Here is a 12,685-nt window from a genome sequence, read left to right on the forward strand (position 1 = left end):
CAAATCATACGATTTTCAGGGATTTGAATGGATGTCAAAAAAAATTTTGGTATATGGTGCTGGAGCCATAGGCTGTGTAGTTGCTGCTAGATTAACGCTAGCAGGACACCAAGTCACTGTTCTAGCGCGAGGGGAAAAAGTCGAAACGCTAAAGCAAAAAGGGATTCATTTAAAAGATGTACTGGGTGAATTTCAAGTACATCCATCTCGAATTGTGGATACTGAAGAATGCATTGAAAAACAGGATTTTATCTTTATAGCAACGAAGTTTAACGCTTTATATGAAATTTCAACTCAGCTGAAGCGTTATATGCATAACGCGACAGTCATCGTGCCGTTAATGAATGGAATACCCTTTTGGTATTTTTACGGTTTAGAGAATAACTCTAAAAAATCAAGGATAAATTGTTTAGATCAACAGGGCGTTTTAAATGACCATTTTCCATTAGAACATTTAATTGGCGCTGTCGTATTTATTACAGCGCAAAGTGTCAATGGAAATGAGGTTAAATCAGACAATCCATATTTGTTGATCTTTGGTGAGCCGACTCATCAAATGACTGAACGATTAGATGCGCTTGTTGAATTGTTTGAAAATACAAGTATCGAAGCACGACGCGTAGAGAACATCCGAGATCAAATTTGGACCAAGGTTATGGCTAACTTGAGCTCCAATCCATTATCGGTTGTGGCTGATGCTCCGCTAAGTAAAATTTATGCTGATCACAATTTAACTCGAATTACGCAACAAATTTTATATGAAGTTCGAGCTGTTGCGGCTTGCTATGGCGCTCGTATCAATATCGACCCAAACACATTTTTAAAATTGGGTTCAGAGATGGGGGAAACATATACATCAATGTGGCATGACTACAAAAATCATCGCCCTTTAGAGTTAGCACCCATTGCAGAAGCTGTATTTGAATTGGCAGATGCTTATGAATGTCCGATGCCGACATCCAAACTTATATATGAATTAACGGTCTATTTAAGCGAACAAGCCAGAACAAGGAATAATGAAGATGAAAAATAATGTATTGAATGTCTCTGAAGCTGAATGGGCGCTCAGAGTTAAATTAGCGAATTGTTATCACCTTATTGATTATTTTGGTTGGACGGAAACAATTTTTAATCATGTCTCAGCGCGTTTACCAGGAGCTGAACACTATTATTTAGTAAATCCTTTCGGCTTGAACTATACGGAAATCACACCCGAAAATTTATTAAAAGTAGATTTAAACGGTAATAAAGTGATTCATTCTGAATATGATGCCAATCCTGCAGGATTTGCTTTACATAGTGCTGTTCATGGTGCTCGTGATGATATTCGATGTTTAATACATACACATACCACACCAATCAGTGCCATTGCACAAAAGAAAGATGGCTTTAAAAATGACAATTTTTATGGTGCGCAGTTATATGGGCGGGTAGGTTATCACGCCTTTGAAGGCATTACTCTATTCGAAGAAGAAAAACAAAGAATGATCAAAAGTTTAGGTGATCATCACATTCTGGTACTTAGAAATCATGGTGTAGCTGTGGGAGAGAGTACGATTGAAAAAGCTTTTTTCCTACTCTGGACAGTTCAACGAGCCGCAGAAATACAATGCCAAGCGGATTCAATGCGTGGTGACGATGTTGAATTAGATCATATCGTAAAACAGAAGTGTGCAGACTTAACTCAAATGTTAATTCAAGAAAGTGCTTTTGCAGATAAATTTTTTAATGCAATGGTTCGAAAAATGCAGGAAAATAAACACTAGTTCAGGGATAGATTGCGATGAATACGATATTAAAAGAAAAAATCAGTCATAAGTCGGCATGGGTGGGCAAAGACCTAAAAAATCAGACAGATTGGATTTATTATTTAAGCGAAGAAATGCTTCATGAATTAAGCCAAAATTTGCGATTGATAGAACAACAAGATCTAGAAATTGATCAATTGAATAACACGCATTTAACGATTAATAATTCACAAGTTTTATCTGAATTTAAAAAATATGCCGATGAGCTTGAGAATGGATATGGTTTCTTTCTATTAAAAGGTTTAGATGTCTCTAAATTTAGTGAACGCCAATTGGCGATTATTTACTATTTAATTGGCATGTATATGGGTCAACCCGTTACCCAAAATCCTAAAGGCGATTTATTGGGTAAAGTAGAAAACGTTGGTGATCTTAACAACAAATCAACGCGAGTTTATGAAACAAACGCATATCTCCCTTACCACACTGACTTATCTGACGTAGTTGGATTGCTATCAATTAGAAAAGCAAAGAGTGGAGGATTGAGTAGTCTCGTCAGTGCTGCCACAGTCTACAATAGAATTTTAGAAAATTATCCTGAATATCTTGGTTATTATTATCATCCAACATATTGTGATCATTTGGGAGATCTAGAACCTACCTTGACACCAATTTTTAGTTATTATGAAAACAAATTAAGCTGTCGCTATTTAAGAGCTTATATTGAACTTGGGCATGAGCGAAAAGGAATCCCTTTATCCAGAGTTCAAGTCGATGCACTTGATATTTTCGATCAGTACATACAAGATCCTGATCTCAGACTAGATATGATGCTTGAACCGGGTGATATGCAGTTCTGTAATAACTATTGTGTAATGCATTCACGATCGTCATTTGTAGATGATGAAGACATCTCAAAGCGAAGAAAATTATTAAGATTATGGTTAAAAATGCCTAATGCCCGATCTTTAGCCAAGGATTTCCCAGGTAGAAATGGTATTCAAAAAGTAAATCTTTCTTAAAAAATGTTCAATATTTGACTACAACCTGACTCGGACTTTTAAGGCCGAGTCTTTTTTTTGCGATTACTCAAAAGTTGTAAGACTGAATCTGATTCAGAGATGAGTATAAATAATAATTACGCACTCATCTGATTGATCACCTAAACAATATTCTTTTTTTGTTAGCGCTATATGGTTCGGCATCATATCTTCAAACAATAATCACACTTTGAATGAGTTAAGTTAAATCAGCTTCTGGAAGTGAGTTTTCCTTATTCAGCAGTCCTGAACGCATTTTAGTAAATTTGAGAGTGATTTTTATTCAAGTTGTTGAGGGAGAATAATCTGCTCTTCAAACGAAAAATGTTGAAAGCCTTGACCTGACACGGGGTACGTCATTTATTTTTATTTAATCGGGCATCGGACATGGGTAATCATCATAATGCGGCTTTGGCTTGCAAGAAGTAGACGTTGATTATTTTTTCTCGCCTTCTAATTAGTTTAATCATTACTGGCTTTCAGTTGTGAAAAAAGAACTCGAACAGATGTTCGAGTTCTTTTTCCAAAATAAACCAAATTTGAGCTTAGATTTAAGAAAATGGTTTTATGCTATTTTGCTCAAATCACGTCTTATCTGACCATTTCATCTTTTTCTACATCTAGACTTTTCACAAAATGTTTACATCCTGTTTTAAGTAAAATAATCGTCAATAGCGCTGAGAACCCACCTACGATTGAAATTGAATAACCCACCATGTTGGTATCTCCGAATACTTTATCGGTAATTAATGCGACTAAAGTTGTTCCAATACCTAAACCGATTAAGCTGCTGATTAACAAGAAAATTGCAGAAATTTGAGCTCGTAATTGATTTGGAGCTAAAATTTGCATAGCTGCTGTTGAGGTTGGCATTGGGAAAGATGCAAAGAACATAGCCACTGTAAAAATAGCAACAGATAACCACAGTGAGTCTACTAATGTATAGCTAATAATCGGTAAGATAATTCCTAAACCACCTAAATAACCAGCATACATTGCAGCATCACGTCGACCTTTACTTGTCAGATAATCAGTTAACCAGCCTGCAAAGAAAACGCCAGATGTGTTTGCGATAAGTAGAATCGTTCCTAACATATAACCTGTTTCAACAGGACTTAGACCAAAGTTACGCATATAAAATGCAGGTGACCAGCTCATGACACAAAACAATGCCATTGCATAGAATGTGAAGCCCATATAGTGACAAGTAAATGTCTTACTGTGCTTTTATAAGAATTTAAACGAATCCGTAAATTTAACTTTTACGACATTGCCTGAGGCATCGAGTTTTTGTCCTGTTCGTTGCGGATCTCTTACTGTCAAAATAAATAAAAGACCAATAAAAATACCTGGCAATCCAACAAGAATAAAGGCAACTTGCCAAGCCTTCATCATGCCGAGTAGAGGAACATCAATAAACGCTGCATCTTTTAATAAGCTGATCACATAGCCGCCAACGAGAAAAGCCATCCCTCCACCGATAAAAGAACCAATGGAGTAAATACCAACGGCTTTACCTAATTTATCTTTACTGAACATATCACTAAACATGGAATATGCTGCGGGTGATAATGCTGCTTCACCAATGCCGATCCCCATTCTTGAAAGAAAAAGTTGAATGAAGTTTTTACTTAGACCACAAGCCGCTGTTGCTAAGCTCCAAAAAATAATGCCAATTGCAATAATTTTTGGTCGGGAAAATCGGTCTGCTAAATAAGCGATAGGCAATCCCATAAATGCGTAAAATAGGGAAAAAGCTAAACCGTGCAATAGACTAAACTGAGTATCAGTTAAATTTAAATCTGCTTTGATCGGTTCAATCATCAAGACTAAAATTTGTCGATCAATATAAGAAAATATATAAGCCAACATACATAGTGTGACTACGTACCAAGCGTATCTCGTATTTTTTTTGACCGAAGCGGGTTCTTCAGCATTAGAGTATTCTGCATTTTCGTATCCTATATCCTTAAGGGTTTGATTTTTATTCCATTATTTTTTTAGCTAAACTGTGACTAGGTATTCAAATTTCAGCAGCATTAGTCATATATAATGCAAAGTTAAACTCAAATACTTTTTTATCAGCATGCTGATAATATTTATGATTTTATAAAAGGGCAATAGGTATGTTTAAAAAAAATACGAATTCACCTGAAATATTTGATAATGAATCGGGTTACCTTGGATTTTTATTAAGAAAGACATCCCATGTATATCGTTTAAAAATGGAGCGTGTACTTGCTGAATATTCAATCACTCCACCACAGTTCACAATTTTGAAAATTATTTTGACTTACCCAGGTTTCACAAATGCGGAAATAGCACGTTTTGCTTCATTAACACCGCAAACAGTAAATTTGATGATCTCAAAATTAGAAAAACAAAATATTCTCTACAAAACTTCTCATTCTACGAATAAGAAAATTCAATTAATTGAGATAACAGATTTAGGGAAAAAACTTATGGAAGATTGTGGTGATGCTATTGATCGTTTAGAAGATTCTTTAGTCGATGGTTTTAGTGAAAGTGAAATAAGAATTGTAAGGAAATGGATGAAAAAAATTAATGAAGAATAATTTTCTAAATTATTTGGTTTTTGAACTTGCATAATTATCAGCACACTGATAATTTTTAAGTACATTAAAAAAACTGAATGGATTTAGAGGAAAACAAAATGATCAAACCTTATGGTGTAGTAGGATTAGTTCCAACAATATGGGGCACAAGTTGTAGAGCAGATATTATGAAAAATATCTCTCATTTAGAGGAACTTACATCCGGTGCATTATGGTTGAGTTCTTTAGATATTCCAGTAAGACTGTTGGTTCTCCCAGAGGGAGCATTACAGGGCTTCAACGATGAAGCACTCGATGTTGATATTCAAGAATTCTTGGATGATGGTGCGATCGATATACCAGGCCCTGAAACAGATCGTTTAGGTGAATTAGCTAAAAAGCATAATGTTTTTATCATGGCGCAAGCCAAAGCTAAAAATGAGGATTGGCCAGGCATTATGTTCAATGTCGGATTTATTATAAATCCTCAAGGCGAAATTATTTTAAAACACCACAAAATGTCTGCTTTATTGCCATGCGAGCGTTCAGCATCACCTCATGATTTGTATGATGAGTGGGTAAAAAAATATGGCGAAGAGCTTCAATCATTTTGGCCAGTAGTTGATACGGAAATTGGTCGATTGGGCATCATGATGGCAATGGAAGGTAATTTTCCAGAAAATGGTCGAGGCCTAGCGATGAATGGTGCTGAAGTGGTCTATCGTGCATCTTTACCAGCTTCATTTACTGAAAATGATGTATTTGAAATCTCCAATCGTGCTCGTGCTTTAGAAAATAATATGTATGTAGTAGCACCTAATATTGGTGGGATGTATCTTGATGAAAATACATTAGCACCGATCGATTGTGGTGGTGGTCTTTCTATGATTGTGGACCATAAGGGTAAAATTGTGGGTAAACAGCATGATACCAATGGATCTACCTATGTGACTGGTGTAGTCGATATTGAGGCACTTCGTTATCATCGTACACACGCTCAGGTGACCAATTGGATGAAAGATATACGTGCAGAATGCGCACAATTAATTTATAAAAATAATATATATCCTAAAAATTTGTATTTACAGCAAAAACAGGGACATCACGACGAATATAAAGCGGAAGTGATTGATAAGCAAATTCAGAAGCTTATTGATATGGGTGTCTGGAAAAAAAGCGCATATGATGAGTCTTAATCAATGCACTAGCTTAAAAACCCAATAATGTATTGGGTTTTTTTGGGTTTATATATTTTTTAAATGATCTTTTTTTACATAAATCAAAGCGCCAGAACCACCTGCTTTGATTTCAATACGATGTTGAATCGGAAACCTCATCCACGAACCGGCTGAATAATTTCGTTCATTCATCACCAATTTACCTTTGATAATGAAAATTTCAATACCGTTATGATATGTTGATTCGAAAAATTGTTGGCTTTCGAGTTTTTCGAGAAAGGTGTGTTCATGCTCAGATTGAAACAGTTGGCAAATCTTTCTGTTGTTAAAATAGGTCCAGTTTCGCTCGTCACGAGTATCAATTCGGGTAGCTACTTTTTCTTCTTCAGACATTTGCATGAGTTTCACCAAGATCAGACATCCATCTAAGCTCGAGACAATATGTTTAGAAAGGTGAGGATTTCGCATATACCATCCAGATGGATAGTGCTGATGATCATCTTCAGTAAAAGTCCCGTTTAACACTAGAACTTCTTCACCGAAGGGGTGTTGATGCTCTGGGAACTGAGAATTTGAAGGGAACTCAACTAGGCTGGTTGCTCTTGCTTGTTCTAAGCCAACACGATCAAACATCATTCGTTTAACTTCGCCTCTTGGGGATTGAATCCATTGATAATCCTCTGGAGTAATTATTACAGGTTGAGAGAAGTCAGCATTTAATCTCATGCTTTTAGCCTAAAAAAGAGCATTAAAGTAATTAATATTATCAAAAAAAGCGTGAATGTAAGATGAAAACCTGTTCAAGTTCGAGAGTGATTGCGCGTGGAGCAACTTTGACTTTGGTCGGCTAGCTTCTCTTTTCTCCTTCCAATAATTTAATCTAGGTCGACTTTATTTGAGAATCTAAGTCAATAAAAAAGCACTTTATAAGTGCTTAATTGCAACATAAGAATGAACTAGTTCGGGATATTTGATTGTTTTACGATACATGGATATTCAAACGTTCCAGCGGTAGTATCTTTTAATAAATTTGACCAAAGTTTATTTTTGGTATTAATCCAACCATAAATATCTTCATAGAACTCCGAGTTTAAATTAGCTTTTTCAATATAAGATTTATTGAGTAGAAATTTAGTCATTAAGCACATAGAGTTAAGCTCAACAGGATTACGATCTTTTTCTAGACTGAAGTTATTTTTGGCTTCTTTTTCATACTTACGAAGCAGAGTTGCTTTTAGAAGAGTAGATTCGAATAACTCCATTGTTAAATTATTTGGGGAGGTTTGATTAGCTAAAGCAAAAATATTTCCATCAATACGTAACATTGTAGGTAAAAAACTTGCTTGAATATCCACTTCTTGTTGAAGTGAAGGCGATGAATTACATCCAGTAGCAAACAATGCAGCAGTTAAAATAGTAACTATTAATAAATGTGAATTTTTAAGCATCAGGATAAATTCCTTGTTCAGCTAAAACCTTGAGCATTTTTGAATTATAATCTTGGTTGAAGAGTAATTTACACATTGCTCGGTTGATTTTTTCACCACTATTTTTTATCTATAATACTGCCGCACTAGCCATTACAACACTAATATTAAGATCATCTAAAGTCCCTTTGAGTCCAATCAGATCTTGAATAGCGAAAGTTTTCCAAACCTGGTTTTAAACTCATGACTTTTAAATTCTGCAAAGATTAATGTTGCTTCTTTCACAACACTTTTTTTAAATATTTCTGAAAGAGAACGTAAATTCTTGTGTGGTAGCTTATTGCAGATAATAGATTCTCATGTGGTGAACATCATGTTCTAATCCAAAACGAATTGCTAATGTGTATTCTAGCTTATTTGTATTTGCTACGTGTTTCCATATATGAGTAAGTATCACGGTTGAACTATTTAGTTGGTGATTAGACTTTAAAAAGAAAATGCTTGACTGACAGAACATTTCAGTTTCATTAGCGTAGCCCTCCCATGCATTAGCATTACTAAGAACTGATTCCGTGTTTGGACCTAATTTTTCAGTGCCTTAAAATTAATATGTGCAAGACTATTACTAACTATAATAGCTGAAACTATTGTTTTGCATTAATACAGTAATCGATTTCTAAATTTTTGGTTTCTAACCTTTCATTTAAATCTCATTTTTTAAAATAATTTGTCTGTTACCTGTATTGTTGAAGTGTTCAATTGACTCATTCAAATAATTTAATCTAGGTCGACTTTATTTGAGAATTTAAGTCAATAAAAAAAAGCCTCAATCTTTCGATTGAGGCTTTTAAAATTTTGGAGCGGGAAACGAGACTCGAACTCGCGACCCCAACCTTGGCAAGGTTGTGCTCTACCAACTGAGCTATTCCCGCAATATGGTGTGAATTATAGTGATTTTGCACACCCTGTCAACACTTCCAAAACTTAATTGATGAATTAATCAGCACGTCGCCATAAAGTTCCTTGACGCGTATCTTCAAGTACAATGCCTTGATCAAGAAGATTTTGGCGAATCTCATCTGCACGTGCAAAGTTTTTCTCTTTCTTGGCATCTTTGCGTTGTTGGATGAGATCTTCAATTTCATCATTACTCAAAGATGAGCTTTCTTGACCAATATCTGATTTTAGGAATTCATCAACATTATGTTGAACAAGACCTAAGATATTGGTCAGATGGCGCAAGGTGGCATAATATATGGCCGCCTGTTCAGCAAGTTCGTCTTTTACGGCACGATTTAATTCTTTATTGATTTCAAACAGTACCGCAATCGCTTCTGATGTGTTGAAATCATCCCGCATTGCTGCATTAAACTTTTCAACGAGTGCTTCATCGTATTGCGAATTAATTTCGGCACCATATATCTGTTGATATGCTTTAAATGAATGATAAAAACGACTTAATGTGTTTTTAGCTTCTTTAAGCGCAGTATCAGAAAAATTCACAGGGCTACGATAGTGTGATGAAACGATAAAGTAACGAATAACTTCAGGATGGAATTTTTCCATGACATCGCGAATCGTGAAAAAATTGCCTAAAGATTTAGACATTTTTTCACCATCGACATTGATAAAGCCTACGTGCATCCAATAGTTTACATATTGTTCGCCAGTTGCAGCTTCACTTTGTGCGATTTCATTTTCGTGATGGGGGAAGGTTAAGTCAGAACCACCACCATGGATATCAAAATGATTACCAAGGCAACATGTAGACATTGCTGAACATTCGATATGCCAACCTGGACGACCATTCCCCCAAGGAGATTTCCAAGAAGGTTCATTTTCTTTTGCATGCTTCCATAGCACAAAATCGAAAGGATGTTTCTTTTCAACTTCAACATCGACTCGTTCGGAAGCACCTGCTTGCATGTCTTCGAGTTTACGACCAGACAGACGCCCGTATTTTTTAAATTTTTCAACTTCGAAGTACACATCGCCGTTTGACGCAGGATATGCAGTGCCATTATTGACCAAAGTACCAATCATATTTTGCATTTGATCGATGTACTCTGTCGCACGTGGTGCTTCATCAGGTGCCAAGCATCCTAAATTGGCAGCATCTTCATTCATTGCCTGAATAAAGCGATCAGTGAGTGCTGTAATGCTTTCACCATTTTCATTTGCACGTGCAATGATTTTGTCATCAATGTCAGTAATATTGCGAATATATTTAACTTTCCAACCTTGGCTACGAAGAAAACGAATAATATAGTCAAATGCAACCATAACCCGAGCATGACCGATATGACAGTAGTCGTAAACTGTCATCCCACAGACATACATATCAATATGTCCTTCTTTGCGTGGTACAAACTCAACTTTTTTTCGTTGCTCTGAGTTATATAGAACAAATGGTTGCATAGGTCTTCAAAAAGCTAAAAAAATGGTGGTTCATCTTAACCTAAGGCTTATCTTTCACAAAGTTTTATGCGTAAAAAATCTATGCAAATGAAATTTATACATTTAAGAAAAAGATACTTGCATGCTTATGTTAATATATGAAGAATAATTTAATGATTGAAATTGTGGCTGAATCCAGCCTCAAGGTGCCCAGATTTGAATTCTGAAAATACTATATATCCAATTGATTTTCAAAAGGTTGCAAAAGAAACCTTGGAGATTGAGCGTCAAGCTTTATCGGTACTATCCAATCAGATTGATGATCGTTTTTCCCAAGCATGTCAAATTATCCTACAGTGTCAAGGTCGTTTAGTGGTCACTGGTATGGGGAAATCTGGTCATATCGGTCGAAAAATGGCTGCAACATTTGCATCAACAGGAACGCCGTCTTTCTTTATGCATCCAGGTGAAGCTGGCCATGGTGATCTAGGGATGTTAGTGCGTGGAGATGTACTGATCGCGATTTCGAACTCTGGTAAAAGTGACGAAATCATGATGTTAATGCCACTCATCAAACATTTGGGTGTGCCACTGATTACAATTTCAGGTGATGACCGTGGACCAATGCCACAGAACGCTGATGTTGCGCTCACACTTGGTCATATTCAAGAGGCATGCCCATTAGGTTTGGCACCAACTTCAAGCACGACAGCGACTTTAGCTTTAGGTGATGCTTTAGCGGTTGCTTTACTTGAAGCACGTGGATTTACTGCAAATGATTTTGCGATGTCGCATCCAGCTGGTGCACTCGGTAAACGATTACTGTTGCATGTTAAACATCTGATGCACGTGGGTGAATCTCTACCAAAAGTTTCACCAGATACACCAATGAATAAAGTTCTATACGAAATATCTAACAAACGTCTCGGATTAACCACAATTGTGGATGAAAATGATGTTTTGTTAGGTATATTTACGGATGGTGACTTGCGACGTCTCATTGATAAGCAACAAGGTTTTGATGTTAATCTTGCTGTATCAAAGGTTATGATTGAAAATCCTCTAACCATTTCACAAGAAGCAAGAGCGGTTGAAGCGCTAGAGCAAATGAATGCTAAAAAAATCAATCAATTTGTAGTAGTCAATGATGCCAAACAAGTGATTGGTGTGATTAGCATGCACGATTTAATTCAAGCTGGGGTAAATTAATTCATGGCATCTTATGTATTGTTAGAACAAGCACGACATATCGAAGCGTTGGTTTTGGATGTGGATGGTATTCTAAGTGATGGTTTTGTAACGTTGACGAACTCAGGTGATGAAATTAAGTCATTTGATATTCGTGATGGACTTGGGATGAAACTTGTTCAGCAAGCTGGAATTAAAGTTGTCATTATTACCGGTCGCCAAAGCAATATTGTGACAAAGCGTATGAATGATTTAGGTGTAGACTTAGTTTATCAGGGGCGTGAAGACAAAGGGACTGCCTTACAGCAAGCTTGTACGCAACTGGGTTTAAAACCAGAAGATTGCTTGTATATGGGGGATGATTGGCCAGATTTATCAGCTTTTGCGATTGCGGGAATGAAAGTAACAGTGCCAAATGGTCATGTTGAAGTTCGTCGTCGTGCAGACCTTGTAACCCAAGCTTATGGTGGTCGTGGCGCTGTGCGTGAAATTTGTGACATGTTATTGTTGTCAAAAGGGGTTTACCATGAACTTCTTGAAAAATATTTGGCTGTAACGCATTAATACACAGTTGATATGAACGCTGAATATAGTTGATGATTTATGGATACTAAAGTTTTATACATTACTGCTGTTATTGTCGCTGCTATAAGTGGTGGCTATTATTATTACAGCGGTAAAGGGAAAAAATTAGAGGGTTCATCCGCTCAATCGATGACATATTCAGCAAAGAATATTAATCTTTTGCAAACTGATGAAAAAGGCATGCTTTATGTTAAGGCTACAGTGGATGAGCTGAACCAAGATATGAAACAGAAAACATCAAGTTTGCAGAATTTAAATGCCAGCATGTTTACTGATAATGTAGAAGACGCTACGTTTTATGCTAAACAAGCACATGGTTTCAATGACAATGAGAAGATTGTGTTATCTGGAGATGTTGTTGCAACCAAGCAAGGAGAAATGGGCAAAATGGTTTTTCGAACCGATGCGCTTACAGGATATCCAAAAACAAGAAAGCTTGAAACATCTGAGCAAGTTACTGTACAAACACCAAATGCAGATTTTGTCAGCCAAGGCTTAGAAGCAGATTTGAATGAAGGTCAGTACGATTTTAAAAATATTCGAGGAAAGTATGCACCAAACTAAACC

11 protein-coding genes, 1 tRNA gene and 1 pseudogene are annotated in these 12,685 nt (G+C 36.3%); 8 read left to right on the forward strand and 5 right to left on the reverse strand.

All coding sequences use genetic code 11. The features are described from left to right. Positions 1-31 precede the first annotated feature (31 nt). From AC1M84_RS08895 to AC1M84_RS08905, 3 genes are read left to right on the forward strand one after another with little or no spacing between them, the layout of a single operon-like run. Complete coding sequence (locus tag AC1M84_RS08895) at positions 32-1,033, forward strand: ketopantoate reductase family protein (RefSeq protein ID WP_481594858.1); 1,002 nt, start codon at positions 32-34, stop codon at positions 1,031-1,033. After that, positions 1,023-1,766 (forward strand): class II aldolase/adducin family protein, encoded by a 744-nt coding sequence (locus AC1M84_RS08900; protein ID WP_228143120.1) that lies wholly within the window; start codon positions 1,023-1,025, stop codon positions 1,764-1,766. The genes AC1M84_RS08895 and AC1M84_RS08900 overlap by 11 nt, the downstream gene beginning before the upstream one ends. A gap of 17 nt (positions 1,767-1,783) precedes the next feature. Beyond that, on the forward strand, positions 1,784-2,770 hold the full coding sequence (locus AC1M84_RS08905; protein WP_481593659.1) for a TauD/TfdA family dioxygenase: 987 nt from the start codon (positions 1,784-1,786) through the stop codon (positions 2,768-2,770). 609 nt (positions 2,771-3,379) lie between these two features. On the opposite strand, the pseudogene AC1M84_RS08910 reads toward AC1M84_RS08905, so the two are convergent. Next, positions 3,380-4,753: pseudogene (locus AC1M84_RS08910) on the reverse strand (spinster family MFS transporter). Between the two features lie 161 nt (positions 4,754-4,914). Between AC1M84_RS08910 and AC1M84_RS08915 the strand changes: the two are divergent. Then, positions 4,915-5,364: a MarR family winged helix-turn-helix transcriptional regulator gene (locus AC1M84_RS08915; protein ID WP_481593660.1), complete on the forward strand. Its 450-nt coding sequence runs from the start codon at positions 4,915-4,917 to the stop codon at positions 5,362-5,364. A gap of 98 nt (positions 5,365-5,462) precedes the next feature. Next, positions 5,463-6,539: a nitrilase-related carbon-nitrogen hydrolase gene (locus AC1M84_RS08920; RefSeq protein WP_180028226.1), complete on the forward strand. Its 1,077-nt coding sequence runs from the start codon at positions 5,463-5,465 to the stop codon at positions 6,537-6,539. A 48-nt stretch (positions 6,540-6,587) separates the two neighbouring features. On the opposite strand, the gene AC1M84_RS08925 is transcribed toward AC1M84_RS08920, so the two are convergent. The 4 genes from AC1M84_RS08925 to cysS all read right to left on the reverse strand — a co-directional run bounded on the left by AC1M84_RS08925 (position 6,588) and on the right by cysS (position 10,366). Next, positions 6,588-7,247, reverse strand: coding sequence for a cupin domain-containing protein (locus AC1M84_RS08925; protein WP_481593661.1), 660 nt, complete (start codon positions 7,245-7,247; stop codon positions 6,588-6,590). Positions 7,248-7,477: 230 nt separating this feature from the next. Next, positions 7,478-7,969, reverse strand: coding sequence for a hypothetical protein (locus tag AC1M84_RS08930; protein ID WP_481593662.1), 492 nt, complete (start codon positions 7,967-7,969; stop codon positions 7,478-7,480). Between the two features lie 835 nt (positions 7,970-8,804). Continuing rightward, positions 8,805-8,880 (reverse strand) — tRNA-Gly (locus AC1M84_RS08935). A gap of 64 nt (positions 8,881-8,944) precedes the next feature. Beyond that, positions 8,945-10,366, reverse strand: a complete 1,422-nt coding sequence (gene cysS, locus AC1M84_RS08940; RefSeq protein WP_481593663.1) for a cysteine--tRNA ligase — start codon at positions 10,364-10,366, stop codon at positions 8,945-8,947. A gap of 213 nt (positions 10,367-10,579) precedes the next feature. Here cysS and AC1M84_RS08945 point away from each other — a divergent pair, with 213 nt between their 5' ends. Genes AC1M84_RS08945 through lptC form a run of 3 tightly spaced genes read left to right on the forward strand, consistent with a single transcriptional unit; the run spans position 10,580 to position 12,682 of the window. Then, on the forward strand, positions 10,580-11,554 hold the full coding sequence (locus AC1M84_RS08945) for a KpsF/GutQ family sugar-phosphate isomerase (protein WP_179999591.1): 975 nt from the start codon (positions 10,580-10,582) through the stop codon (positions 11,552-11,554). Between the two features lie 3 nt (positions 11,555-11,557). Continuing rightward, positions 11,558-12,097, forward strand: coding sequence for a KdsC family phosphatase (locus AC1M84_RS08950; protein ID WP_035266365.1), 540 nt, complete (start codon positions 11,558-11,560; stop codon positions 12,095-12,097). Positions 12,098-12,136: 39 nt separating this feature from the next. Further along, positions 12,137-12,682 carry an LPS export ABC transporter periplasmic protein LptC gene (lptC, locus tag AC1M84_RS08955; RefSeq protein WP_481593664.1) on the forward strand — a complete coding sequence of 182 codons (546 nt, stop codon included), beginning with the start codon at positions 12,137-12,139 and terminating at the stop codon, positions 12,680-12,682. Positions 12,683-12,685 lie beyond the last annotated feature (3 nt).

Source organism: Acinetobacter sp. 24-47-66 (assembly GCF_056779755.1).